The sequence below is a fragment of the Sphingopyxis soli genome (assembly GCF_018682675.1).
GTDB lineage: Bacteria > Pseudomonadota > Alphaproteobacteria > Sphingomonadales > Sphingomonadaceae > Sphingopyxis > Sphingopyxis soli.
Map to the genome: position 1 here is coordinate 1 of NZ_JAFMTR010000001.1, position 24,322 is coordinate 24,322.

21 protein-coding genes and 1 pseudogene are annotated in these 24,322 nt (G+C 64.9%); 13 read left to right on the plus strand and 9 right to left on the minus strand.

Annotation, left to right across the window (positions count from 1 at the left end; genetic code table 11):
• Window positions 1-105 precede the first annotated feature (105 nt).
• The gene (locus tag J1N50_RS00005) at window positions 106-876 is read right to left on the minus strand and encodes a cyclase family protein (protein WP_215348719.1); all 771 of its coding nucleotides are present in this window, start codon (window positions 874-876) and stop codon (window positions 106-108) included.
• A 94-nt stretch (window positions 877-970) separates the two neighbouring features.
• On the opposite strand from J1N50_RS00005, the gene J1N50_RS00010 reads away from it, so the two are divergent.
• A complete protein-coding gene (locus J1N50_RS00010) occupies window positions 971-2,593 on the plus strand; it encodes an MFS transporter (RefSeq protein ID WP_215348722.1) in 1,623 nt (540 codons plus the stop codon).
• 40 nt (window positions 2,594-2,633) lie between these two features.
• Window positions 2,634-3,677 carry an alanine racemase gene (gene alr, locus J1N50_RS00015; RefSeq protein ID WP_215348726.1) on the plus strand — a complete coding sequence of 348 codons (1,044 nt, stop codon included), beginning with the start codon at window positions 2,634-2,636 and terminating at the stop codon, window positions 3,675-3,677.
• A gap of 6 nt (window positions 3,678-3,683) precedes the next feature.
• Here alr and J1N50_RS00020 read toward each other — a convergent pair whose 3' ends face one another.
• Together J1N50_RS00020 and J1N50_RS00025 are read right to left on the minus strand one after the other, a co-directional pair.
• The gene (locus tag J1N50_RS00020; protein ID WP_215348729.1) at window positions 3,684-4,682 is read right to left on the minus strand and encodes a 2OG-Fe(II) oxygenase; all 999 of its coding nucleotides are present in this window, start codon (window positions 4,680-4,682) and stop codon (window positions 3,684-3,686) included.
• An 82-nt stretch (window positions 4,683-4,764) separates the two neighbouring features.
• Complete coding sequence (locus J1N50_RS00025) at window positions 4,765-7,959, minus strand: TonB-dependent receptor domain-containing protein (RefSeq protein ID WP_215348732.1); 3,195 nt, start codon at window positions 7,957-7,959, stop codon at window positions 4,765-4,767.
• Window positions 7,960-8,461: 502 nt separating this feature from the next.
• Here J1N50_RS00025 and phaR point away from each other — a divergent pair.
• From phaR to J1N50_RS00045, 4 genes are all read left to right on the plus strand, one after another.
• Window positions 8,462-8,998 carry a polyhydroxyalkanoate synthesis repressor PhaR gene (gene phaR, locus J1N50_RS00030; RefSeq protein ID WP_215348735.1) on the plus strand — a complete coding sequence of 179 codons (537 nt, stop codon included), beginning with the start codon at window positions 8,462-8,464 and terminating at the stop codon, window positions 8,996-8,998.
• A 44-nt stretch (window positions 8,999-9,042) separates the two neighbouring features.
• Complete coding sequence (gene proS / locus J1N50_RS00035) at window positions 9,043-10,569, plus strand: proline--tRNA ligase (RefSeq protein ID WP_215348738.1); 1,527 nt, start codon at window positions 9,043-9,045, stop codon at window positions 10,567-10,569.
• A 61-nt stretch (window positions 10,570-10,630) separates the two neighbouring features.
• The gene (locus J1N50_RS00040) at window positions 10,631-11,059 is read left to right on the plus strand and encodes a GxxExxY protein (protein WP_215348741.1); all 429 of its coding nucleotides are present in this window, start codon (window positions 10,631-10,633) and stop codon (window positions 11,057-11,059) included.
• On the plus strand, window positions 11,056-13,365 hold the full coding sequence (locus tag J1N50_RS00045; protein ID WP_215348745.1) for a ribonuclease R family protein: 2,310 nt from the start codon (window positions 11,056-11,058) through the stop codon (window positions 13,363-13,365). Before J1N50_RS00040 ends, J1N50_RS00045 begins: the two co-directional genes overlap by 4 nt.
• A 96-nt stretch (window positions 13,366-13,461) precedes the next feature.
• Here the strand turns inward: J1N50_RS00045 and J1N50_RS00050 are convergent, their stop codons facing one another.
• On the minus strand, window positions 13,462-14,247 hold the full coding sequence (locus J1N50_RS00050) for a helix-turn-helix domain-containing protein (RefSeq protein ID WP_215348749.1): 786 nt from the start codon (window positions 14,245-14,247) through the stop codon (window positions 13,462-13,464).
• Between the two features lie 116 nt (window positions 14,248-14,363).
• Between J1N50_RS00050 and J1N50_RS00055 the strand changes: the two genes are divergently transcribed.
• Window positions 14,364-14,756 (plus strand): hypothetical protein, encoded by a 393-nt coding sequence (locus tag J1N50_RS00055; RefSeq protein ID WP_215348752.1) that lies wholly within the window; start codon window positions 14,364-14,366, stop codon window positions 14,754-14,756.
• Here J1N50_RS00055 and J1N50_RS00060 read toward each other — a convergent pair.
• Window positions 14,753-15,208: a universal stress protein gene (locus J1N50_RS00060; protein WP_215348755.1), complete on the minus strand. Its 456-nt coding sequence runs from the start codon at window positions 15,206-15,208 to the stop codon at window positions 14,753-14,755. The genes J1N50_RS00055 and J1N50_RS00060 overlap by 4 nt on opposite strands.
• Before the next feature lie 171 nt (window positions 15,209-15,379).
• Between J1N50_RS00060 and J1N50_RS00065 the strand changes: the two genes are divergently transcribed.
• From J1N50_RS00065 to J1N50_RS00090, 6 genes are all read left to right on the plus strand, one after another.
• Window positions 15,380-16,687, plus strand: coding sequence for a pyruvate dehydrogenase complex dihydrolipoamide acetyltransferase (locus J1N50_RS00065; RefSeq protein WP_215348759.1), 1,308 nt, complete (start codon window positions 15,380-15,382; stop codon window positions 16,685-16,687).
• Window positions 16,688-16,733: 46 nt separating this feature from the next.
• Entirely contained in the window at window positions 16,734-17,216 is a 483-nt protein-coding gene (locus J1N50_RS00070) for an endonuclease domain-containing protein (protein WP_246552830.1), read from the plus strand.
• Window positions 17,209-18,606, plus strand: a complete 1,398-nt coding sequence (lpdA, locus tag J1N50_RS00075; protein WP_215348762.1) for a dihydrolipoyl dehydrogenase — start codon at window positions 17,209-17,211, stop codon at window positions 18,604-18,606. The genes J1N50_RS00070 and lpdA overlap by 8 nt, the downstream gene beginning before the upstream one ends.
• 123 nt (window positions 18,607-18,729) lie before the next feature.
• The gene (locus tag J1N50_RS00080) at window positions 18,730-19,353 is read left to right on the plus strand and encodes a phosphatase PAP2 family protein (RefSeq protein WP_215348765.1); all 624 of its coding nucleotides are present in this window, start codon (window positions 18,730-18,732) and stop codon (window positions 19,351-19,353) included.
• Between the two features lie 45 nt (window positions 19,354-19,398).
• Window positions 19,399-19,812: a hypothetical protein gene (locus tag J1N50_RS00085; RefSeq protein ID WP_215348769.1), complete on the plus strand. Its 414-nt coding sequence runs from the start codon at window positions 19,399-19,401 to the stop codon at window positions 19,810-19,812.
• A 92-nt stretch (window positions 19,813-19,904) separates the two neighbouring features.
• Window positions 19,905-21,230 (plus strand): Xaa-Pro dipeptidase, encoded by a 1,326-nt coding sequence (locus J1N50_RS00090; protein ID WP_215348772.1) that lies wholly within the window; start codon window positions 19,905-19,907, stop codon window positions 21,228-21,230.
• 19 nt (window positions 21,231-21,249) lie between these two features.
• On the opposite strand, the gene J1N50_RS00095 is transcribed toward J1N50_RS00090, so the two are convergent.
• The 4 genes and pseudogenes from J1N50_RS00095 to J1N50_RS00110 all read right to left on the minus strand — a co-directional run.
• Complete coding sequence (locus tag J1N50_RS00095) at window positions 21,250-22,029, minus strand: tyrosine-protein phosphatase (RefSeq protein WP_215348776.1); 780 nt, start codon at window positions 22,027-22,029, stop codon at window positions 21,250-21,252.
• A 2-nt stretch (window positions 22,030-22,031) separates the two neighbouring features.
• On the minus strand, window positions 22,032-22,835 hold the full coding sequence (locus tag J1N50_RS00100; protein ID WP_215348779.1) for a crotonase/enoyl-CoA hydratase family protein: 804 nt from the start codon (window positions 22,833-22,835) through the stop codon (window positions 22,032-22,034).
• Between the two features lie 102 nt (window positions 22,836-22,937).
• Window positions 22,938-24,068 (minus strand): CaiB/BaiF CoA transferase family protein, encoded by a 1,131-nt coding sequence (locus J1N50_RS00105; RefSeq protein WP_215348783.1) that lies wholly within the window; start codon window positions 24,066-24,068, stop codon window positions 22,938-22,940.
• 103 nt (window positions 24,069-24,171) lie between these two features.
• Window positions 24,172-24,322: pseudogene (locus J1N50_RS00110) on the minus strand (acetyl-CoA C-acyltransferase); the annotation flags it as partial.

A 24,322-nucleotide genomic window follows, 5' to 3' on the forward strand; every position in this document is an offset into this window, starting at 1 on the left:
TCAGGACGCCAGCCCCCTCCACCGCCTTCGGCGGTCCCCCTCCCCGCAAGCGGGGAGGATCTTATGTCCGCAACCGGTCGACAACGGACACACAATAACCCGCGTTCAATCCTCGATCAGCGCGACCGCGCGGATCCAGCCTGCGCTGGCGCGCTCGATCTTCACCGGAAAGCAGCTCAGCGTCCAGCCGGTCGGGGGCAGGGCGGCGAGGTTGGCCAGTTTCTCGATCTGGTAATAGGGCTTGATCCGCCCCGCCTTGTGGCCTTCCCAGATGATCGAAGGGTCGCGCGTTTCGGCCCAGCGCCTGGCCGTGTGGCTGAACGGCGCGTCCCAGCTCCATGCGTCGGTGCCGACGACCTTAACGCCCCGCGTCGTCAGATACAGCGTCGCCTCGGCGCCCATGCCGCAGCCCTGATCGGTGAAATTATCGGTGCCATAAAGTGCGCCCGACTGGACGAGGACGATGTCGAGCGGCCGAAGCTCGTGCCCGATCCGCGCCAGCTCGGCTTCGACTTCGGCGCCGCTGACGACATGGCCCGCGGGCCTATCCGAAAAATCGAGCTTCACGCCGGGGCGGAAGAAGAGGTCGAGCGGCGCCTCGTCGATGCTCGGCGCGGCGCTGGCGCCCGCGTCGGTCGTCGAATGAAAATGCCATGGCGCATCCATATGCGTGCCGTTGTGCGTGCTCAGCGTCAGGCTCTCGACCGCCCAGCCTTCGCCATCGGGCAGATCGTCCCTGGTCAGTCCGGGGAAGAACATCGCGATCTGCTCCCACGTATTCTCGTGGGTCATATAGGTGATCTGCGGGCGCATCACCGGCGGGTCGGAGACGACATGGTTGGTGATCGGGATCGAGAGGTCGATGAATTGCGTCATGTCCCGATGCTGCGCCGACGCAGGCGCTTGTGCAAGGCCGAACAGCGGCTATGACGGGCGCATACAAAGACGCATTTGGGGGAAATGTCCGCGCATGAGTGAAGCCGCCGCCTACCAGCCGACCGCGAAGGATATCCGCATGGTCATCGCCGCCTCGTCGGCGGGGACGATCTTCGAATGGTATGATTTCTTCATCTACGGCACGCTGGCGGCGATTATCGGCAAGGCCTTTTTCCCCAGCGATAATGCGACGCTCGAAATCCTGCTCGTCTGGGCCGGGTTCGCGGTCGGTTTCGGTTTCCGTCCGCTCGGCGCGGTGCTGTTCGGCTTTCTCGGCGACCGGCTCGGACGCAAATATACCTTCCTCGTGACCGTCACGCTGATGGGTATCGCGACCGCGGGGGTGGGCATGATCCCGTCGGCGGCGACGATCGGAATCGCTGCGCCGATCATCGTGCTGCTGCTCCGTATTCTGCAGGGTCTCGCGCTCGGCGGCGAATATGGCGGCGCGGCGGTCTATGTCGCCGAACATTCGCCGCCCGAAAAGCGCGGCTTTTACACCAGCTTCATTCAGGCGAGCGTCGTTGGCGGCTTTGTGCTGAGCCTGATCGTCGTTCTCGGCTGCAAGGCGATGATGTCGGATGCCGTGTGGGAAAGCTGGGGCTGGCGCGTGCCGTTCCTGCTGTCGCTGATCCTGCTCGCGATCTCGCTCTGGATGCGGCTCAAGCTGTCCGAAAGCCCGGTGTTCCAGGCGATGAAGGCCGAGGGCGAGATCGCGCAAAATCCGCTGAAGGAAAGCTTTACATACCCCGGCAATCCGAAGCGCATCTTCGTTGCGCTGTTCGGCATCGCTGCCGGTCTGACGGTGATCTGGTACACCGCGATGTTCTCCGGCCTGTCTTTCCTCAAAGGGCCGATGAAGGTCGAGGATACGGCCGCCGAAATCATCGTCGGGATTGCAGCGGCGCTCGGTATGGGATTCTTTATCTGGGCGGGGCGGATTTCGGATCGTGTCGGACGCAAGAAGCCGATCGTCTGGGGCTATGCCGCGACGCTGGTGCTGCTCTTCCCGCTCTTCTGGCTGATGGGCAGCGTGGGCAACCCGGCGCTGACCGTGGCGGCGGAAAAGGCGCCCGTCGTCGTGACCGGGTCGAAATGCAGCTTCGACCCCTTCGCGCAGGAGCAGGAAACGGCATGCGGCAAGACGCTCGGCGAACTCACCAAGCTCGGTGTTCCCTACCAGGTCGTGTCGAGCGAAGCGGGCTTCGACAGCGTCAAGGTGACGATCGGCGACCGCGAGGTCGCGAGCGAAGATCCCGCGTTGCTCAAACCCGCGCTCGAGGCGATGGGCTATAACTTCGACAAGCAGATTCCGGCGCCGTTCGGCATGGCCGTCATCCTCGTCGCCCTGCTGGGGCTCAGCGCGCTGTCGGGCTTCACCTATGGTCCCGTCGCGGCGCTGTTGTCCGAAGTGTTTCCGCCGCATGTCCGCTATTCGTCGCTGTCGATCCCCTATCACCTCGGCACCGGCTATTTCGGCGGTTTCCTGCCGCTGATCGCGAGCTTTATCGTCGCCAAGACGGGCAATGCCTATGCCGGGCTGTGGTACACCTGGGTCGTGGTGCTCGTCGCGTTCCTCGTCTCCGCCTTCCTGCTGAAGGAGCCCGTCGAGGGGGAGTGGGACAAGCCGGCATCTGCCGCGGGCGATGCCGCCTGACCCATTGGCGCTGCCGGTAAAGCCGTCTAGGGGCTTGGGCATGATCGATATTGCATCGCCGCTGCGTCTCCGCCTCGATTCCGCCGCGCTCGTCTCCAACTGGCGCTGGCTGGCGGCGCAAGGGGGCAAGGCGTGCGGCGCGGCGATCAAGGCGAACGGATACGGCCTTGGCGCGCGCGAGGTGATGCGCCACCTCGCCGCCGCCGGATGCCGCGACTTCTTCGTCGCGAACTGGAGCGAGGCGGCGGCGCTGATGCCGCTTCCCGACGACGTGGCGCTGTCGGTCCTTCACGGCGTCGGCGCGAGCGATATGGTCGCCGCCCGCACGCTTCCGGCGCGTCCGGTGCTGTGCAGCGTCGAACAGGTCCGGCGCTGGCGCGAGGGCGGCGAGGGGCGGCCATGCGACGTGATGGTCGATACCGGCATGAACCGGCTTGGCCTGCGCCCCGAGGAGGCCGCGAGTGGCGCGCTCGAAGGCCTGGCAATCGAGACATTGCTCAGCCATCTGGCGTCGGCCGATGAGGACAGCGAGCAGAATGCCCGCCAGCTTGCCGCCTTTCGTGCGGTCTGCGCGCAGGTTCCGGCGCGGCGTTACAGTTTGGCGAACAGTGCGGGCATCTGCCTTGGACCCGACTATGGCTTCGATCTGACGCGGCCCGGGCTGGCGCTTTACGGCGGAATACCTCGCGCCTCCGCCGACGGGCATATCCGGCAGGTCGCCTATCCCGAGGCGCGCATCATCCAGCGCCGCGTGGCGCGCGCTGGCGAAACCGTGGGCTATGGCGCAACCTGGACCGCGCAGCGCGACACCCCCGTGGTCATCGCCAATATGGGCTATGCCGACGGTTATCTGCGTTGCCATGCCGGGATCGGCGGGGCGACGCGGGAAGGGCAGGCGTTGCCCCTGATCGGGCGCGTCTCGATGGATCTGACCGCCTTCGACGCGAGCGGAGCCCCGGACGCCGCCGAAGGCGACTGGCTGACGATCGACTATGACCTGCCGTCGGTCGCGGCGCAAAGCGGGCTGTCGCAATATGAGCTGCTGACCGGGCTCGGCGCGCGGTTCGCGCGCGTCTGGGAGTGACGCCCGCTACCGGATCAGCGGCGAAGGCGTGCGAAGCCCCCAAGGGTCGAAGCGAGCGCGCCGGATCCAGCGTGTGCAGATCCACTTCGTCCCCTTGGTGACGGCCTGCCCGATGTGGCGGCTGGCCAGATCGACCTGGCCGTCGGGGCGCGTGTTCACAAAGGTGAGCATGTCGCCCGTGCGTCCCTTGATGTCGAGACCTGCTGCCGGAAAGCTTGTTTCGCCGCCCTGATAATCCTCGTTCAGATAGACGATCGCCGTGCGGACGCGCTGGTTGGCTTCGCCGGGCAGGCAATCATGATGCTCGCGATATTGCTGTCCGGGTTCGTAGCGGAGGACGATCAACGGCTCGCCGGCCTCGACGTCGGTGCCGGTGGCGGCGGCGAGGCGCAGGTTGAGCGCATGGAGGACCAGATCCTGCTGGATCGGACCCAGAACGGCGTTGAACGAGGTGCGGACCGGATTGGGGCTTTGCCGGCCGGTCCGGGAATCGACAACGACCGAGGGTGCGAGAAGCGGTTTCGCAAGGTCGATAACGTGCGCGCATTCCGCGGGCGAGAATAGCCTGCTTCGCCGGGCCGCGATCGGCGATCGTGCCAGCCTTTCCTCCGCAGGCAGGGATCGCGGCCGACCGTCGCCGTCAATATCCATCGCGCGCAACAGCTCGATCTGCCGTGCCGCCCTTACGTCGTCGGGCGCGGCGGCTTCGAGCAACCCGAGGGCTTCCTTCCACCGCGGCTCGCCGCCGGCGCCAAGCGCGACGAAGACGGCATAAGTCGTCATCGCGGGCTTGTACCCCGCGCGACCGGCGTGACCGAAAAACAGCCGCGCCCGGGCAAAGTCGCGCTGCAAAGGCTGTCCATAGACATGCCAAAGGCCGAGTTCGTTGAGCGCTTCGCCATCGCCGCGCCGCGCGGCGCCGGACACCAGCTCGATAGCGTCCGCCGTGTCGCCCGCTTCGAGCAGATGGCGCGCGCGGACGGAGAGGGAGGCTGGAGCGACCATGTCGCCTCCTACCGAAGGATCGGGCACAAAAAAAGAGGGCCGGACAAGCGTCCGACCCTCCCTTTTTCGACGTCAAGTCCGATCAGAACTTGGCCACGACGCCAGCGTAGAAATACTGGCCGCGGTTGTCGTAGATACCGCTGCCGCCGCCAACGCCGGTCAGACCGTACGGAGGCTTGCGGTTGAACAGGTTGTCGATACCGGCGTAGAAGTTGAAGCCTTCCGAGACATCAACCGCGGCGCGAATGTCGACATAGGCCACCGACGGATATTTCTGAACCGAGGCATAGTCGAGGTTCTGCGGCGGAAGGCCGTTGAGCCCGTTAAAGTCCTCGTAGGTGTTCAGGTACATCTTGTCGATCCAACGGAACTGATAGCCGAAGGTGACATTCTTGTACTTGGCGCTCAGGTTGACGTTGACCTGGTTCTTCGGGTCGCCGAGCTCGCCGAGAATGCGGTTCTTGAAGCTCGGATCAGCCGGGTTCAGGAACTCGTCACGCTGCAGAACGCGCGTGTAAAGCCCGCCGAAGTTGAACGTCCAGTCGCCGTCGGTGTAGCGATAGTCGAGCTGCGCATCGATACCGCGCGCCTTCAGCTTCGCATAGTTCTGGCTGATCTGGATCAGCGAGCCCTCGAGAATCTGGAACGGAATTTCACCACGGGGACCGCCACCCGCACCGGCGCGCTGGAAGAGCGAGCAGAACGGGTTGTTGTTGATGTCCGGCAGGTCGTAACAGGCGTTCGCGATCTGCTGCGCCGAAGGCGCGGTGATCACGTCGTCGACCGTGATGGTGTAATAGTCGGCCGACAGCGACAGACCGGGGATGAACCGCGGCTGCAGCAGCACACCAACGGTGTACGAGTCCGACTTCTCCGCCTTCAGGTTTTCGTTACCACCGCTCAGGATTTCGAGCGACGAGCTGTAACGATAGTCATAGCCAGCCGGACGGCCTGCGGCCGTACAATTGGCGAGACGGTTCGCCGAACCGGTAGCCAGGTTGACCGCCGAGCAAGGGTCGCCGAAGCCCGGAGCGAAGTTCTGACCCTGCGCCGAGTAGAGGTCGGCGAGGTTCGGAGCACGGACCGCGCGGGCATAGGTGCCGCGGAACCCGATGTCTTCGATCGGCTTCCACATGATTTCACCACCATAGGTGTAGGTGGTGCCGGCGCCGCCCTTATAATCCGAGATACGGCCATTGGCACGCAGCGTCAGTTCATGGGCAAGCGTTTCGTCGCGCAGCAGCGGAAGCTGGATTTCGCCATAGACTTCCTTCACTTCGAACGCGGGCGAGTCAAAGCTCGGGATCGCGTTGTAGAAGGCGTAACCTTCCTGCGTGAGGTCGTCGAGGTCATACTTCAGCGTTTCGCGGCGATATTCCGCACCCAGCGAGAAGGCCACGGGGCCGCCCGGCAGGTTGAAGAATTCGCTCGTGTCGCCGGCGACATAGCCGCCGATGTTGAGCTGCGTGATCTTGCCGGTCGCGAGCGAGTCGACGAGCACATAGTTGCGCGCCGCCTCGGAAACCGAACCTTCGCCGAACGGGTTGATCGGAACGCAGGCCGCGACGTCGGCGGCCAGGCGCGGATCGTCACCGGCGCTTAGCGGCGTGCCGTACACGTACGACAGCGGATCGTTGCCCGGGAGCTTCGAGCGGCAGACGATGTTGCCGTTCGCATCGCGGGTGGTGTCGATGCCCAGCAGGTAGCGCTGAATGTTGACGTTGCCCTTGATGAGGTTCTTTTCCTTGTGCTCGCCGTAGTTGACGAAGACTTCATAGTTCCAGTCGTCGTTGAACTCGCCGCGCGCACCGATCACGGCGCGATAGGTTTCACGCGTGATTTCTTCGTCGCGGGTGCCGAAATCGGTCCAGTTGCGACGCAGGCTGAAGCGGAAGGTGCCTGCGCTGATCTGCGCCCGCTGTGTGGCAAGCTTTTGCGCGGCAGTAACCGTCACGACGCCGTTGACAACCGTGTCGGTAAAGGCCGCGCCCGTGTTCGGGTTCACCGTCGACGCAAGGAATGTGTCGGTCAAGAGCTGGCGTGCTTGGGTAGACAGATACGGATTGTCGAGGCGAACGCGTTCGCGGCCGCCCGGATCACCCAGCGTCGCGCCCTGCGAGAAGAAGGGACCGCTCTGCGAACCCTGCGCTTCCGAACGGACATATTTCGCTTCGAGGAACGGAACGAATGCCGGCGAAACCTCGAAATGCGCGATCAGGTTGGCCGAATAGCGCTGAAGCTGCGGCGAAAGCGCGATCAGGCGACCTTCGCGGCCCGTGTAACCGTTGCCGCCGATGAACGGACCCGTCGGGCCGAGGCCGGCGCGGTCGCCGGTCTGGGCGACCAGGCTGCCGTCGGGCTGGAACAGGAAGGCGCAGGTGTAAGCCGTGCCGCCGCCGCGGCCGCAGGGAGCGAGCGTCGGGTTCGGATAGGCCGCAACCATGCCGCCGAGGCTGATCGTCGTCGAGCGGATATCGCGGAAGAAGTAGCGGTCAAAGCCGCCGGCCGCGCCATTAGGCGAACCCGGGGGGTCGGCTTCGATAACGAGGAAGCCATTGTTCGTGTCGAGATACGGACGGCCCGAGGCATAGAAGTCCTGGCTGTGCGCATATTCGAGGTTGATCGCGACGTTGCCGCGCCCTTCGGCGAAGTTCTGGCCTGCGGTGACCGAGAGGAACTGGTTGCCCGCGTCCTTATACTTCGAGATGCCGCCCTGGCCGCGGACCTGGACGCCTTCGAAGTCGTCCTTGAGAACAAAGTTGACGACACCTGCGATGGCGTCCGAACCGTAAACGGCCGATGCGCCGCCGGTCACGATGTCGATACGCTCGACGAGGTCCGACGGGATGGTGTTGGTGTCGACCGACACGCCGTTCGACAGCACGTCCGAGCCGACGTGGCGGCGGCCGTTGACGAGAACCAGCGTGCGCTGGGTGCCGAGACCGCGAAGGTCGAGCAGGTTAAGACCGCGCGTACCGAGGAAGCGGGTCGAGTTCTGCTGGCTGAAGGTGCTGCGGAGCTGCGGCAGGTCGTTGAGAAGGTCGCCGACCGAGATGCCGCCGGTTTGGAAAATCTCTTCACCGGTGACGACCGCAATCGGGTTTGCCGATTCAAGGTTCGGCTGGCGGATGCGCGAGCCGGTGACGACGATGGCGGTGCCGCCTTCGTCGGCGCCCTCTTCCGCAGCAGCGGCATCGGTCTGCGCGAACGCAGGCATCGCGCTGAACAATGCAAGAGTCAGGGCGGAGCCCCTGACCAGCAAGCTAGTCTTTTTCATGATATGTTTCCCCGTTTACCGTTCTGAGAGACTGAAAAGAGAACGGCCTGCCGTCTAGAAAGACGGAAAATTGCGGCGACACAAGTCCCGCGGGATGAATTTTCACAGATATGCAACGTGAGCGCCTGCGTTGTGTCATTTTGGCAACACCGGGTGAGGCGTCCGCAGGAAAAGGACATTTCGCAGTTGCGATATGATTTGATCGCCGGCGGGCAAATTGCGTCAAAAAAGTTCCTGAAATTGGTAACGATTGTAACGAAATTGCGGGAGGCGGCTCAATCGACCCGCCCGAAGCGGCGAGCGCCTTCGCTCAAAAATGCTTGCGGGCTGTGGGTTCTCCGTCCCGAGGGGCGTTTACGCCGACCGCATCGTCGCCCGCCGATTCGGTCGCGGGCGCGCATGTTGCGGCGCATCATGATTTGATGCTATTGCCATGGCCGCAGCGAAAAGCGGGAGTCCGGCCGGGGGAACCCGGCCTTGGGGTACAGGAGCCTGGGTCAGCATGACAAAATCGAAGACGACCGGAGATGACGGCGTCGTCACCATCAAGAAATATGCGAACCGGCGCCTCTATGACACCGAACGCAGTTGCTACATCACGCTGGACGATCTTGGCGCCATGGTTCGCGATGGCCGCGACTTCCGCGTCGTCGATGCCAAGAGCGGCGAGGATATCACCCATAATGTCCTGACGCAGATCATTATGGATACCGAGACCAAGGGCGAGACGCTGCTGCCCGTCAATTTCCTCCGCCATCTGATCGGCCTCTATGGCGACAAGATGCAGTCGGTGGTGCCGCAGTATCTCGAGGCCTCGATGGCGTCGTTCCGCAAGAACCAGCAGGATGTCCGCGCCGCCTTCGAAGGCGCGCTGGGGGCGAATCCATTGGCCGAGCTGACCCGCCGGAACCTCGAAATGTTCCAGCAGGCGGCGGGCGCCTTCATGCCGGGCGCTGTGGGCAGCAAATCGAAAGATGCCGAGATTGCGGCGCTCAAGGCCGAAATCGCCGACCTCAAGGCCGAGCTCGCGAAGAAGTAACGACGGGGCCGCTCTCTCGCCCCTCAGATTAGAAAACAGGACAGATGATCAAGCATGCGCTCAGCGTAACCCGTCAGGCCGACTTCGCGGCCTGGTATCAGGACGTCATTGCCGAAGCCGACCTTGCCGAGGAATCGGGCGTGCGCGGCTGCATGGTGATCAAGCCGTGGGGATATGGCATCTGGGAACGGATCCAGAAGGTCATGGACGCCGCGATCAAGGATGCCGGGGTCCAGAACGCCTATTTCCCGCTCTTCATCCCCCTGAGCTTCTTCGAGAAGGAAGCCGACCATGTCGATGGTTTCGCAAAGGAAATGGCGGTCGTCACGCACCACCGGCTGATCGCCGACGGCAAGGGTAAGCTCGTTCCCGATCCCGAGGCGAAGCTCGAGGAACCGCTGATCGTCCGCCCCACGTCCGAAACCGTGATCGGCAATGCGATGAGCCGCTGGGTCCAGAGCTGGCGCGACCTGCCGCTCAAGGTCAACCAGTGGGCCAACGTCGTCCGCTGGGAAATGCGCACGCGCATGTTCCTGCGCACCAGCGAATTCCTGTGGCAGGAAGGCCATACCGCGCACGCCGACCGCGACGACGCGATGGCCGAGACGCTGCGCGCGCTCGAAATGTACCGCAGCTTTGCCGAGGATGTCCTCGCGATGCCGGTGATCGCCGGCGAGAAGCCAGAGAACGAGCGCTTTCCCGGCGCGGTCGCGACCTATTCGATCGAGGCGATGATGCAGGACGGCAAGGCGCTGCAGGCCGGCACCTCGCACTATCTCGGCACCGGCTTCGCCGAGGCCGCGGGCATCCGCTATCAGGACAAGGACGGCGGCCACAGCCTTTGTCACACGACGAGCTGGGGCACCTCCACGCGCATGATCGGCGGCGTCATCATGACGCATGGCGACGACGATGGCCTGCGCTGTCCGCCGCGTATCGCGCCGCACCAGATCGTCATCGTGCCGATGCTGCGGGACAATGACGAGGACGCCGCGATCCTCGACTATTGCCGCGATCTGGAAACGAAGCTGAAGGCGCTCGACGCCTTTCGCGAGCCGGTGCGCGTGCTGCTCGACGCGAGCGCGAACAAGGCACAGACCAAGCGCTGGGGCTGGGTCAAAAAGGGCGCGCCGATCATCGTCGAAATCGGTCCGCGCGACGTCGCGGGGGGCAATGTCGCGGTGATCCGCCGCGATCGGCTGTATCAGGAGAGCGGCAAGCTCGACACGGCGTTCGTCGCAAAGGACGCGTTCGTGGCGAGTGCGGTGGCGACGCTGACCGAAATTCAGGCGAACCTCCATGCGGAGGCGAAGGAAAGGCTGCATTCGAACATCCGCCGCGACGTCACCGATCTGAAGGCCCATTTTGCCGGCGACGAAAAATTCGTCGGCTGGGTCGAGGTGCAATGGTCGCGTCCGACAGGCGCCGCTCTGGACAAGATCGTCGAGCAGTTGAAGGCACTCAAGCTGACGATGCGCAACACGCCGCTCGACGCCGCGCCGGCCGACGGCGCCTGCTTCTTCACCGGCGAGCCCGCGGTCGAACGCGTGCTCATCGGGCGGACCTATTGATATCGGGGACGCGGAAGATAAGGGTTCGCACAAAGACACAAAGACACGAAGAGGATAGAGCATGGATATCGAGCAGCTCTGTTCCATCGTGGTCGATGTGGGGTTCCAGCTTCACAAAGATATTGGTCCGGGGCTGCTGGAGTCGGCGTATGAAACCATGCTCGCTGCCAAGCTCGGGGCTTTGGGCTTGAAGATTGATCGGCAATTGCCGATCGATTTAACCTACGATGGCGTAGCGATACCGAATGCGTTTCGCCTTGATCTTCTTGTCGACGATCGCCTCGTGATCGAAATCAAATCGACCGAAGCGACATTGCCTGTTCACGCGAATCAGGTTGTGACCTATTTGCGGTTGATGGGTTTAACCCACGGATTTGTAATGAACTTCGGAACTCCCACCTTCAAAGACGGCATCCGGCGGCTCTTGAACGAGCCAAGCCTCTTCGTGTCTTCGTGTCTTCGTGCGAACAAATTTGGCGGCGCTCGATGAAAAAGCCCAAGCCGCTACCCGGCCTTCCTTCGCGCGAGCATATCCTGCGCTTCATACAGGACAGCCCCGGTGCGGTCGGCAAGCGCGAGATCGCGAAGCATTTCGGACTCCATGGCGCCGACAAGATCGCGCTGAAGGCGCTGCTCAAGGACATGACCGACGACGGGCTGGTCGACATGGCGCCGGGGCGGGCGTTCCACAAGCATGGCGGGCTGCCGAAGGTCACCGTGCTGCGCGTCGCCGCGGTCGAGGGCGACACGATATGGGCCGTACCCGATCGCTGGGAAGGTAGCGGCCCCGCGCCGCGCCTTCGCATGATGGAGAAGGGCCGCAAGGGCGCGCTCGGTATCGGCGACCGCATCCTGTCGCGGACCGAGGAGCGCGGCAGCGGCCATGTCGCGCATCCGATGAAAAAGCTGCAGGCGGGCGGCGAGACGATTATCGGCGTGCTCGTCGCCGACACCGGCCCCGGCGGCAAGCCGATCACCTGGCTGCGCCCCGCCGACAAGCGCGCGCGCTTCGACTTTGCGGTGTCCGACATGGGCGAGGCGCAGATCGGCGATCTCGTGCGGGCCGAACTGTCGGGGCGCGGGCCGGCGACCAAGGCGCGCGTGATCGCCGTGATCGGCGATCCTTTCGCGCCGCGCTCGCTCAGCATGATCGCGATCGCGCGGCACGAAATTCCCCATGTCTTCAACGACGAGACGCTGGAGGAAGCCGAGCGTGCGGCGAAGCTGCCGCTGACCCCCGACGGCCGCGAGGATCTGCGCGACCTGCCGATCGTTGCGATCGACCCGATCGATGCGCGCGACCATGACGATGCCGTCTGGGCGATCCCCGACGAGGATGAGGCGAACAAGGGCGGGTGGAAGGCGATCGTCGCGATTGCCGACGTCAGCTATTATGTCCGCGCGGACGGCGCGCTCGACCGCGAGGGGCGGCGCCGCGGCAACAGCGTCTATTTCCCCGACCAGGTCGTGCCGATGCTTCCCGAAACGCTGTCCGCGGGCGTCTGCTCGCTGAAGGCGGGCGAGGATCGCGCCGCGATGGCGTGTCATTTGACCGTCGACAAGCATGGCAAAGTGACGTCATGGCGCTTCGCGCGCGCGCTGGTGCGGCTGCGCGCGAATATCGCCTATGAGCGTGCGCAGGCGGCCCATGATGCCGATGTGCCCGACGAAGGCTGGGACGCCGATGTGCTTCCGACGCTCAAAAATCTCTGGGGCTGCTGGGCCTTGCTCGCCAAGGCGCGCGCCGCGCGCGCGCCGCTTGATCTCGACCTGCCCGAACGGCAGGTGCGGCTCGACGAGTTGGGCAATATCGCCGAGATCAAGGTGCGCGAGCGGCTCGATTCGATGCGGCTGATCGAGGATTATATGATCGCGGCGAACGTCGCCGCGGCGAAGGCGCTCGAGGCGAAGAAATCGCCGGTGATGTACCGCATCCACGAACCGCCGAGCCGCGAGAAGCTCGTCAGCCTGAAGGACTATCTCGAAACCTTCGAGCAGAGCTTCGCGCTGGGGCAGGTGATCACGCCCGCGGTGTTCAACCGGCTGATCGACGGCTTCTCGGGCGACGACCGCCTGCCGCAGCTGATGGAGGCGATTCTGCGCAGCCAGACGCAGGCCTATTACGGTCCCGCCAATTCGGGCCACTTCGGCCTCGCGCTGGGTAGCTACGCGCATTTCACCTCGCCGATCCGCCGCTACGCCGACCTGATCGTCCACCGCGCGCTGGTCGACAGCTATCGCCTTGAGGTGCCGGGCAAACCGAAAGGATTGCCCGAGCGCACCGGGCTCGGCGAGGCCGACCGCAAGGGCTTGTCGCGCATCGGCGAGGCGATCAGCGCGCTCGAACGCCGCGCGATGGAGGCTGAGCGCGAAACGATCGATCGTTATGTTGCGGCCTATCTTGCGACCAAGACCGGCGAGATCGTGTCGGCGCGGATCACCGGGGTGCAGCCCTTCGGCTTCTTTGCGACCGTCGACGGCCTCGGCGGCGACGGGCTGGTGCCGGTGTCGACGCTGGGCAGCGAACGCTTCTTCTACGACGAGGCGGCGCGGACGCTCGACAGCGAACATGGCCGGGTGAGCTATTCGGTGGGCCAGCGGATCGACCTGCGGCTGATGGAGGCGAATCCGATCAGCGGCGCGCTGCGCTTCGAGCTTCCCCACGCCCCCGAAGGCGGCTTTCGCAATCGTCCGCCGCGTCGTGACGGGCTGAAAGGGAAAGACAAATCCGGCAAGCATATGATCGGAAAACGAGGCCGACCGGGGAATATCCGGCATCAAGGGCGGAAGCGGTAGCTCACTTCGTCCTTGCGAGGAGCCGCAGGCGACGCGGCAATCCGGAGTTTGCGTCAACCGCCCTGGATTGCTTCGCTTCGCTCGCAATGACGAGGCTCATTGGCGCACAGCCAAATTAGCCAACAACGCCGCACTCTCCGCATCCGCCGGAAAGAAGGCCTCGATTGCCAGTTCCGACAGCGTGATGTCGACTGGCGTACCGAAGATCGTCACCGTCGACACGAAGCTGATCCGCCCGGCGACCGTATCAAGCACCAACGGGACGGCAATGCTGTTGATCGCGTCAGCATCATTGTCGTTCGCTTCGACCGCATAGCCCGCCAGCTCTTCGCGCAGCTCGGCAAGCTGAGGGTCGGCGCTCGCCTCGATCTGGAGGTCGAGCCGGTGCAGGATATGCGCGCGCCACATCGCATAGTTGACGATCTGCGGCGCCAGTCCCTCGGGATGCAGCGCAATCCGCAGCACATTGACCGGCGGCGTCAGCAGCGCAGGCGATACCTGCTCGATCACGATCGCGATGGCGTCGTTCGCCGTGACCATGTTCCAGTGCCGGTCGACCGCAAGCGCGGGATAAGGCTCGTGCCCTTTCAGCACATGCTCGACGATCGCCCGCATCCCGGCCATTTCGGGGCTGTCGAGCGGGCGTTCCTGGAAATCGGGCGCATAGCCCGCCGCGAGCAGCAGCGCATTGCGCGCGCGGTGCGGCACCTCGAGGCAGTCGGCGATCCGCTGTAGCATCGCGGCGCTCGGTTTCGACCGCCCCGTCTCGATGAAGCTCAGGTGCCGCGTCGATATCTCGGTGTCGAGCGCGAGGTCCATCTGGCTCATCCGGCGGCGGGTGCGCCATTCGCGAAGCTGTTCGCCGAGGGGTGCGACATGCATGGCCTTCTCCTTTGTCGTCCGGGCTAGCCGAGGCCTTTTCCGATTTCCATTACCTCCCGCGTAATCGACGCCATTCAATTCGGGGTTCATTCGGTTGGGGTCGAAAGGAGAACCCCATGCCCCATTTCAATCTCAAGACCATTCTCATCATCGATGCGATCACGTGCGCGGCGCTGTTCCTGCTGTGCGTGTTCGCCACCGCGACGGTCACCGCGCTGCTCGGCCTCCCCTCGGGCGTCGTGACCGTCGCGGGCTGGATCGGGCTGCCTTCGGCGGCGCTGATGCTGTTCGTCGCGAACCAGAAGGCGCCGAGCAAGGCGCTCGCTAACCTTATCGCGATCGGCAATCTCGGCTGGGTCGCGGCGAGCTTCGCGGTAATAGCAGTCTTTGCGGGGCAGATGAGTTGGCCCGGCATCGTCATCGTTGCGGTGCAGGCGCTCGTCGTTCTCGATCTCGCCCTTCTGGAAGCGAAGGGCGCCGCCGCGCTGCCGCGCGCGGTCGCAACCTAACTCAGCGCATCGAGCCGGGCGATATCGATTCCGCCGGGCACGATCATCACCGGGCAGGGGAGGGTTCCCGCATCCTGTCCGGTGAAGTGCGTCACCAGCGGCCCCGGCGCGCCGCTCGCTGCGGTCGCCAGCACCAGCGCCGCGACCTCGTCATTCTCGCCGATCGCATCGCGAACGACCTCGACCGGCTTGCCCGACCGGATCATCGTCTGCGCGACGATATTGCCCTCCTGCATCACGGCATCGGATGCCGCCGCGACGAGTTGCTCGGCATGTTCGCGCGCTTCGGCCTCGATCGTCGCCTGGACGCCGCCGAACGCCACGAAATCCTGCGGCGGGATGATCGCCAGCACCGCGACCCCGCCGCCCGTCCGCGCCGCGCGCCGCGCCGCGAAACGCAGCGCCAGGCTGGCCTCGGGACTGTCGTCGATCACCACCAGATACGTCCGCATCGCCCGACCCCTCGCTATGCTTTTTGTGAGGCGAGAGTGCGTCACATTCGTATGAAAGGCAAGTTGCCCCGCTGGACCTTGACCCGAGCAAGTCTTATGGCGAGGAACAATCCGTAGCGGCAGGCACCGCCTGCAAGACTCACGCCCGTAAGATCGAGGACAAAAGCGACGATGCCGATCGAACTCAAAATGCCCGCCCTTTCGCCGACGATGGAGGAAGGGACGCTCGCCAAATGGCTGGTGAAAGAGGGGGATGCGGTCAAATCGGGCGACCTGCTCGCCGAGATCGAGACCGACAAGGCGACGATGGAGTTCGAGGCGATCGACGATGGCACGATCACGCAGATTCTGGTCGCCGAAGGCAGCGACAATGTGAAGGTCGGCACCGTCATCGCGGTGATCGCGGGCGAGGGCGAGGATGCGTTGAGCGCCAAGGCGACTCCCGCGCCGGCACCTGCTCCCGCCGCCGCACCGGCGCCCGCTGCGAAGGCCGAACCCGCGCCAGCGCCCGCGCCGGCTCCTACCGCAGCCGCTCCGGCTCCCGCCGCATCGGGCGACCGCATCAAGGCGAGTCCGCTCGCCAAGCGCATCGCTGCCGAGAAGGGCATCGACCTTTCGACGATCAAGGGCAGCGGCCCCGGTGGGCGCATCGTCAAGGACGATCTCGATGGCGCTCCCGCTGGTGCTGCCGCTCCAGTTGCAGCGGCGGCTCCTATCGCCGCAGCGCCTGCTGCTGCTCCCGCGGCTGCGCCGGCCCCTGCAGCCGCCGGCCCGATCCCCGATTTCGGCATCCCGCACGAGGACGAGAAACTCAGCGGCATGCGCAAGACGATCGCGCGCCGCCTGACCCAGTCGATGCAGGAATCGCCGCACATCTACCTCACCGTCGACATCCGCCTCGACGCGCTGCTCAAGCTGCGCGGCGAGCTCAACGCCAGCCTCGAAAGCCGCGGGGTCAAGCTCAGCGTCAACGACATGCTGATCAAGGCGCTCGCGGTCGCGCTCGAACGCGTGCCGCAGTGCAATGTCAGCTTCGGCGGCGATGTGATGCGCTTCTACAAGCGCGCCGACATTTCGGTCGCGGTCAGCATCCCCGGCGGCCTGATCACCCCGATCATCACCGACGCGGGCGGCAAGTCGATGTCGAAGATCTCGACCGAAATGTCCGAGCTTGCCGCGAAGGCGAAGGAAGGCAAGCTCCAGCCCAGCGAGTATCAGGGCGGCACCGCCTCGATCTCGAACATGGGGATGATGGGGATCAAGCAGTTCACCGCGGTGATCAACCCTCCGCAGGGCATGATCATGGCGATCGGCGCCGGCGAGAAGCGGCCTTATGTGGTCGACGACGCGCTCGCGATCGCGACCGTCATGTCGGCGACCGGCAGCTTCGACCACCGCGCGATCGATGGCGCCGACGGCGCGCTGCTCATGAAGACCTTCAAGGAACTGGTGGAGAGCCCGCTGGGGCTGGTGGCGTAAAATGCCAGAGAGGGGCCAAAGCCCCTCTCCCCTTGCGGGAGAGGGGTTGGGGAGTGGGGTTCGCGCCGCGGCAGCGGCGCACAAGACTCTCGCCGAAGTCCTCGCCCGCAAAGCGCTGCTGCTGGAACGCGCCCGCCAGATGCGCTCGAACCCGACCGATGCCGAACGCCGTCTATGGTCGATCCTCCGTGCCGGACGTTTCCAAGGCCTCCGATGGCGACGTCAGGAGATTATCGACGACCTCTACATCGCCGACTTCATCTGTTTCGAACACCGTCTGATCGTCGAAGCCGATGGCGGCCAGCACGCCGAAAACCCGCATGACGCTCAGCGCGATGCCTATTTGATCGCGCAGGGTTTTCGTATCCTCCGCTTCTGGAACAACGACATACTGACCAACATAGAAGGCGTCGCCGCGAGCATATTGGACGCCATCGATTCTTCTGGCGCGCAGACGCGCGCCGTCCCCACACCCCAACCCCTCTCCCGCAAGGGGAGAGGGGCTTTTGAAGGAGCCCATAATGGCTGACACCAATTACGATCTCATCGTCCTCGGCTCGGGCCCCGGCGGCTATGTCGCGGCGATCCGTGCGGCGCAGCTCGGACTCAAAACCGCGATCGTCGAGCGCGAGAATCTGGGCGGCATCTGCCTCAACTGGGGCTGCATCCCGACCAAGGCGCTGCTGCGTTCGGCCGAAATCTATCATTATATGCAGCACGCGGGCGATTACGGCCTGATCGCGCAGCAGATCAGCGCCGACATTGATGCGGTGGTGAAGCGCTCGCGCGGCGTAGCCAAGCAGCTCAGCCAGGGCGTCGCCTTCCTGATGAAGAAGCACAAGATCACCGTCCATATGGGCACCGGCAAGCTGACCGCGCCGGGCAAGCTCGAAGTGAAGGGCGAGAAGGGCACCGAAACTCTGACCGCCAAGAATATCATCGTCGCGACCGGTGCACGCGCGCGCGACCTGCCCTTCGCGCCCGCCGACGGCAAGCGCATCTGGACCTATCGCCACGCGCTCGTCCCGCCCGAGATGCCCAAGAAATTGCTTGTCATCGGATCGGGCGCGATCGGGATCGAGTTCGCGAGCTTCTACAAGGATATGGGCGCCGAGGTGACCGTGGTCGAAATGCTCGACCGCCTCGTCCCCGTCGAGGATGCCGATGTGTCGGCATTCCTCGAAAAGGCGCTCAAGAAGCAGGGCATGACGATCCACACCGGCGCCGGGGTCGAGGAACTGAAGGCGACCGCGACCGGCGTCACCGCGAAAATCAAGACCAAGGACGGCAAGACCGAAAGCGCCGAATTCAGCCACGCGATCGTCGCGATCGGCATCGTTCCGAACACCGAGAATATCGGGCTCGAAGCATTGGGCGTGAAGACCACCAAGGGCCATATCGACACCGACGCGATGTGCCGCACCAACGTCCCCGGCATCTGGGCGATCGGCGACGTCACCGCGCCGCCGTGGCTCGCGCACAAGGCGATGCACGAGTCGGTGATCGCGGTGGAGGCGATCGCGGGCAATCACCCGCACGCGATGGACCCGCGCAACATCCCGGGCTGCACCTACTGCCGTCCGCAGATCGCCAGCGTCGGGCTGACAGAGGCGAAGGCCAAGGAACTCGGCTATGAGGTCAAGGCGGGCACCTTCCCTTTCATCGGCAACGGCAAGGCAATTGCCTTGGGCGAGGCCGAAGGTTTCACCAAGACCATATTCGACGCCAACACCGGCGAGCTGCTCGGCGCACACATGATCGGCGCCGAAGTTACCGAACTGATCCAGGGCTATACGATCGGCAAGACCGCCGAGCTGGTCGAGGATGATTTCATCGGCACCGTCTTCCCGCACCCGACACTCAGTGAGACGATGCACGAAGGCGTGCTGGCGGCGTTCGGGCGGCCGCTGCACATCTGATATTTCCATCCTCCCCGTCGCGCGGCGATGGGGAGGGGGCCACCCGCAGGGTGGTGGAGGGGCTCCTCCGTCGGCCCCTGCGGGGCCGCCACCTTCCCATGGCTTCACCACAGGGAGGATTATTTGGACCGTCATTCGCGATTGCCGATCATCGCCGCGGGGCTGCTCCTCGCGGTCGTCCTGCTCGGCTTTGCGGTCGAGGCCGGCTGGACGGCGGCCGCCGACTGGCAAGTCTCGCGCGCGCTTTCGCTTCGCGTCGATGAAGGCAGCGCGGCGTTCATCGCCCTCATGCAGGGTATCAGCTGGATCGGCGGCGGCACCCCGCGCTGGATCATCGTCATTCTGCTCTGCGGGCTCGTCTGGCACTGGTGCGGGCCGCGCTGCGCCGCTGCGCTTGGCGGCGCTTCGCTGCTCTCGAACCTTGCCTCCAGCCTGCTCAAGCTCGGGTTCGGCCGCACCCGCCCCGATCTGATCGAGCATCTCGACCATCAGACGAGTTTTTCCTATCCCAGTGGCCATGCAACGAGCGCAGCCGCGGTTTATCTGCTCCTCGCATGGCTCGCACCGCCGCGCTGGCGAGCGCTCGCTTGGACGCTGGCGTTCGGGATGATCATCCTCAACGGCTTTTCACGCATCATGCTCGGCGTGCATTGGGCGAGCGATATCGTCGGCGGCACGATGCTCGGCGCGGCCTTCGCGTTGTTCGGCACATGGGCGGTCGCGCGGCGCGGCCTAAGACAATCGTAAGCATTCGGACCTAAACCGGCACGCATCGGCAGGGGAGGGACTGCGATGCGGGTAATCGGCGGTGTGTTCAGTTGGGTCTTCGCGCTCATCCCGATCGTCTATATCGGTGCGATGCTCTGGTATTTCGCGGGTGTCGGCGGCAACAGCGCCGAGGGGATCGTCGGCATCGGCCTTGGTCCGACCGTGATCGGCCTCGCGATCGTCGGGCTGTTGCTGGCGTTGCCGCTCGTCATCAAGTTGTTACGCGTCGTCAGCGGGACCAATCGCGTGCCGGACGCCGGCGCCGCGGCGGGCGATAAGCTGGCCGATACGCAGGGTTTCGACCCCGATGCCGCCTTCGCCAACTATATGCGGGGCCGCGACGCGGCTCCCCCGCCGCCGATCGCGTCCGACGCCCTCGGCGACGACCTGCGCCCCTTCACCCCGCGCCCCGGCGGCTTCGGGCGCAAGGGCGTCTGATCGCCTTCGAAAGCGGGCCATCACTTTCCGCTGTCCTACAGCCGCCGGTTTTGCCATCTAGGTAGCGGGCACCAACAACAGGCGGGTCGGACATGCAATCGCGGGTGAAGTTTGTCAGTTTTCTGCGGGGAATCGCTTGTGGTTCCGCCGCCCTCCTTTCGGTGTCGGCAGTGGCGCAGGACGGGACGGGCCAGACGGTGATCACCGCCGCGCGCTACGTCGATGTGCTGGCCGGCAAGACGGTCGAGCATCCCGCGATCTTTGTCGGCGCCGATGGCCGTATCACCGGGATCGCCGATGCGCGCGTCGTCCGCTGGGGCTCGAACGTCAAGCATATCGATCTTGGCGACAAGACCTTGCTGCCGGGGCTGATCGATATGCACGTCCACCTCGACGGCCCCGCCGATATCGGCGGCTATCGCGGCCTCGAATTCACCGACAGCTTCTGGGGCATGACTGCGGTCAAGAACGCGCACGACATGCTCGAGGCGGGTTTCACCACCGTGCGCAACGTCGGCTCGGACAACCGCAACGATATCGGGCTCAAGGAAGCGATCGACGCGGGCTACGCGGTAGGGCCGCGGATCGTGCCTGCGGGCTATGCGCTCGGCGCGACCGGCGGGCACTGCGACAGCACCTTCCTGCCGCCCAGCCTCGAAAAGAAGGACGGCAAGGAAGAGGGGATCGGCGATACGCCCGACGAGCTGCGCTATCAGGTCCGCCGCCAGCGCAAATATGGCGCCGAGGTGATCAAGGTGTGCGCGACCGGCGGCGTCTTTTCGCGCAACACCGAACCGGGGCAGCAGCAGTTGACCGACGCCGAACTTAAAGCGATTGCCGACGAGGCGCATCAATGGGGTCTTCGCGTCGCCGCGCACGCGCATGGAGCGGGCGGAATCCGCGCCGCGATCGGCGCCGGGATCGACACGATCGAGCATGCAAGCCTTGTCGATGACGAAGGCATCCGCATGGCGCTCGCGCGCAAGCGTCCCGTCTGGTTCTCGATGGATATCTACAACACCGAATATACGCAGGCTGAGGGCGCGAAGAACGGCGTGCTCGAGGATAATTTGCGCAAAGACCGCGAGATTGCGCAGATCCAGCGCGACAATTTCCGCAAGGCGCACAAGGCTGGCGTGCGGATGGTGTTCGGATCGGACGCCGGCGTGATGCCGCATGGCGAGGTCGGCAAGCAGTTCCGGGTCATGGTCGAATATGGAATGACCCCGATCGAGGCTATCCAGGCCGCGACGCGCAACGCCGCGCAGGCGCTCGACCGGGAAAAAGACGTCGGTGCGATTGCGGTGGGCCGTTATGCCGACATCATCGCGGTCGACGGCGATCCGCTGAGCGATGTTCGCCAGCTCGAAAGCGTCGATGCGGTGGTGAAGGGCGGGGTGCTGGTGAAGGGCGAGTGAAGCGTTGGGGTCAGGACCCTTAGATCACCAGCCGGTCGATCATCGCCTCGCGCTTTTCCGGCGTCAGGTTCAGCACTGTTTCGGCATAGGTCGGGATGTCGCCATGATCGCGGCGCACGGTCGCGAGCGCGGCGTCGAGATAGGCGGGATTGACAGACATCAGCGCGCGGATCGCATCGTCCTTGATCTCCGCGCCGTAGCGCATCCGGATATGCGCCGCGCCCTGTTCGATCCGTTCCTCGATCCTGCCGGCGGTGTTGGTGAGCAGATAATCCTGCATCAAATCGTCCTCGTGAACCCCGAGCAGCCGGTGGACGATCGCCACCGCGAAACCGGTGCGGTCCTTGCCCGCGACACAGTGGACAAGGCTCGGCGCGTCGGTGTCCGCCAGCGCCGCGAGATAGAGCCGCAGCGTCGCGACCAGCGCGGGCCGGTACGGCATCCCGGCGTAGGTGTCGATCATCCGCTCGCGCGCCGTCTCGGCATCGATCGCGCCGCCCGCCGCCTGCAAATGCGGCGCGAGGCCGGCGGTGATGCCGCCGGCGAACAGCACGCGTCCTGCGAAATTCGGCGACCGCCGACACGGGTGCAATTGGCGCTCGTCGTCGCCGCGCAGGTCGATCACCGTTTCGAGGCCGAGCGCATCGACCGCAGCAAGGTCGTCGTCGCTCGCTGATTCATGGTGCGCCGACCGCCACAGGAAATTGTCGCGCAGGCGGCCGTTCCCTTCGACGGCATAGCCGCCATAGTCGCGGAAATTGTGAACCCCCGACAGGGGCAGGACACGCTCGGCCAACATTGTCATTCTCCTGTGAACACCGGCTCCCTCTTTTCGACGAAAGCGTTGATCGCCTCCCGATTGTCGGCGGTTTCATGGACGATCGCCTGATAGGCGGCGCTGAGTTCGAGGATATCGCTCATCCGGCTGTGCTGCGCCTCGCGGAGCAGGCGTTTCGTCAGGCGGAGCGCGCGGGGCGGGTTGCAGACGATGCGTTCGGCGATTGCGATCGCGCGGTCGAGCAATTGATCGTCGGGCACGACCTCGGTGACCAGGCCATAGTCCTTCGCGGTAGTGGCGTCGAAGCGGTCGCCGGTCAGGAAGAGTTCGGCGGCGCGCGGATAGCCGAGTATCTTCTGGAGCAGCCAGGCGCCGCCGTCTCCGGGAACGATCCCGACCTTGATGAAGCTGCACGCGAACTTCGCGCTCTCGGACGCAATGCGGATGTCGCAGGTGCCGGCAAGGTCGCAGCCGAGCCCTATTGCGTGGCCGTTGACCGCGGCGATCATCGGCACCTCGCAGTCCATCAGCGCGCGGATCACCGCCTGGACGCCCTTGCGGTAATTGGCGCGGGTGGAATCGGGCTGGTCGAGGACGCCGATGCCGGTGCGGTCCTGCATCCCCTTGAGGTTGCCGCCGGCGCTGAAGGCCTTGCCGCTGCCGGTGAGGATGATCGCGCTGACACCGCGGTCGTCGCCAAGCGCGCGGAGCGTGTCGATGATGTCCCGGCAATCCTCGTGCGTGCCGATCGCATTCATGCTTTCGGGCTTGATCATCGTCAGGATCGCGATCTTGCCCCGCCGCTCGACACTCAGAAACTCGCCCATCAAAAACTCTCCTCGTTCGCGAAGCAAGCTATGCCTCAGGGGTCGGTGTTGCAAGCCAAGGATGGCGACCGGACGCGCGCCGGCGTCCGGCCGCCCAAAGCGTCAGGCGACAGCGCCGCCATCGCGCAGCGCGGCGATGGCTGCCGCGTCATAGCCGAGCCCTGCGAGTAGGGCTTCGGCATCGGCGCCGCATTTGGGCGCCGCGCGCGGCGTATCGTTGACCGTCGCCGAATAGCGCGGGGCGGGAGCGGGCTGGACGACGCCGCCGACGGTCAGGAAGGTTTCACGCTCGACATTGTGCGGATGCTGCGGCGCCTCGGCGAGCGAGAGCACCGGCGCGAAGCAGACGTCGGTCATTTCCATGATCGCGCACCATTCGTCGCGCGTTTTGGTCGCGAACAACGCGGCGAGCTTGTCCTTGAGCGGTCCCCACTGCGACGGGTCCATCTGCGCATCGAACGCCGGATCCTTGTCGAGCCCGGTCTTCTCGCGCAGCAGCGCATAGAATTGCGGCTCGATCGATCCGATCGAGATGAATTTGCCGTCGGAGCAGGTGTAGGTGTCGTAGAAATGTGCGCCGGTATCGAGCAGATTGACGCCGGGTTCGTCCTTCAGGCGTCCGGAGCCGAAGAAGCCCCAGGTCATCGCGGCGAGGACGGCCGATCCATCGGTCATCGCGCAGTCGATAACCTGGCCTTCGCCGGTCCTCGCGGCGTGCAGCAGCGCGCTCGCCATGCCGAAGGCGAGCATCATGCCGCCGCCGCCGAAATCGCCGACATAATTGACCGGCGGCACCGGTTTCTCGCCCGCACGCCCCACGGTATGCAGCACGCCCGACAGCGCGATATAATTGATGTCGTGTCCCGCGGCCTGCGCATAGGGGCCGAACTGGCCCCAGCCGGTCATGCGGCCGTAAACGAGCTTTGGATTGTCGGCGAGCAGCACGTCGGGGCCAAGGCCGAGGCGTTCCATGACGCCCGGGCGGTAGCCCTCGATGAGGCCGTCGGCGCTCTTGCACAGATCCCGCGCGACCTTCAGCGCCTCGGGATTCTTCATATCGAGAACGATCGACGTCCGGTTGCGCGACAGGGGATCGCGCGGATCGAGCGCGGCGCCGGGGCGGTCGATACGGATCACTTTGGCGCCATGGTCGGCCAGCATCATGCCGCAGAAGGGGCCAGGGCCCAGGCCGGCGAACTCGACGATCCTTATGCCTTTGAGGGGACCGGTCACATCATATTCCTTTCGAATGTTCTATCTGGAGGCGGCTGCCAGCCGATGGGCGGTCGGCTGGCAGGATGCCTCGCGCGGTCAAACGGGCACCAGGATGACGAATTCAGAGTCGTTCGATGATGATCGCCGGCGCCATGCCCCCCGCGGCGCACATGGTGACGAGGCCGTATCGTCCGCCCGAGCGTTCGAGCTCGTCGAGCGCGGTGCCGATCAGGATCGACCCGGTGGCGCCGATCGGGTGGCCGAGCGCCATC

Excerpts from the sequence above, each read along its gene's own strand:
- J1N50_RS00090 (WP_215348772.1), top strand. The coding sequence starts at position 19,905 with ATGCAATCGCGGGTGAAGTTTGTCAGTTTTCTGCGGGGAATCGCTTGT.
- J1N50_RS00010 (WP_215348722.1), top strand. The coding sequence starts at position 971 with ATGAGTGAAGCCGCCGCCTACCAGCCGACCGCGAAGGATATCCGCATG.
- J1N50_RS00020 (WP_215348729.1), bottom strand. The coding sequence starts at position 4,682 with ATGGTCGCTCCAGCCTCCCTCTCCGTCCGCGCGCGCCATCTGCTCGAA.
- J1N50_RS00050 (WP_215348749.1), bottom strand. The coding sequence starts at position 14,247 with ATGCATGTCGCACCCCTCGGCGAACAGCTTCGCGAATGGCGCACCCGC.
- J1N50_RS00085 (WP_215348769.1), top strand. The coding sequence starts at position 19,399 with ATGCGGGTAATCGGCGGTGTGTTCAGTTGGGTCTTCGCGCTCATCCCG.
- J1N50_RS00095 (WP_215348776.1), bottom strand. The coding sequence starts at position 22,029 with ATGTTGGCCGAGCGTGTCCTGCCCCTGTCGGGGGTTCACAATTTCCGC.
- alr (WP_215348726.1), top strand. The coding sequence starts at position 2,634 with ATGATCGATATTGCATCGCCGCTGCGTCTCCGCCTCGATTCCGCCGCG.
- proS (WP_215348738.1), top strand. The coding sequence starts at position 9,043 with ATGATCAAGCATGCGCTCAGCGTAACCCGTCAGGCCGACTTCGCGGCC.
- J1N50_RS00045 (WP_215348745.1), top strand. The coding sequence starts at position 11,056 with ATGAAAAAGCCCAAGCCGCTACCCGGCCTTCCTTCGCGCGAGCATATC.
- J1N50_RS00005 (WP_215348719.1), bottom strand. The coding sequence starts at position 876 with ATGACGCAATTCATCGACCTCTCGATCCCGATCACCAACCATGTCGTC.
- J1N50_RS00065 (WP_215348759.1), top strand. The coding sequence starts at position 15,380 with ATGCCGATCGAACTCAAAATGCCCGCCCTTTCGCCGACGATGGAGGAA.
- J1N50_RS00060 (WP_215348755.1), bottom strand. The coding sequence starts at position 15,208 with ATGCGGACGTATCTGGTGGTGATCGACGACAGTCCCGAGGCCAGCCTG.
- phaR (WP_215348735.1), top strand. The coding sequence starts at position 8,462 with ATGACAAAATCGAAGACGACCGGAGATGACGGCGTCGTCACCATCAAG.
- lpdA (WP_215348762.1), top strand. The coding sequence starts at position 17,209 with ATGGCTGACACCAATTACGATCTCATCGTCCTCGGCTCGGGCCCCGGC.
- J1N50_RS00100 (WP_215348779.1), bottom strand. The coding sequence starts at position 22,835 with ATGGGCGAGTTTCTGAGTGTCGAGCGGCGGGGCAAGATCGCGATCCTG.
- J1N50_RS00040 (WP_215348741.1), top strand. The coding sequence starts at position 10,631 with ATGGATATCGAGCAGCTCTGTTCCATCGTGGTCGATGTGGGGTTCCAG.
- J1N50_RS00025 (WP_215348732.1), bottom strand. The coding sequence starts at position 7,959 with ATGAAAAAGACTAGCTTGCTGGTCAGGGGCTCCGCCCTGACTCTTGCA.
- J1N50_RS00055 (WP_215348752.1), top strand. The coding sequence starts at position 14,364 with ATGCCCCATTTCAATCTCAAGACCATTCTCATCATCGATGCGATCACG.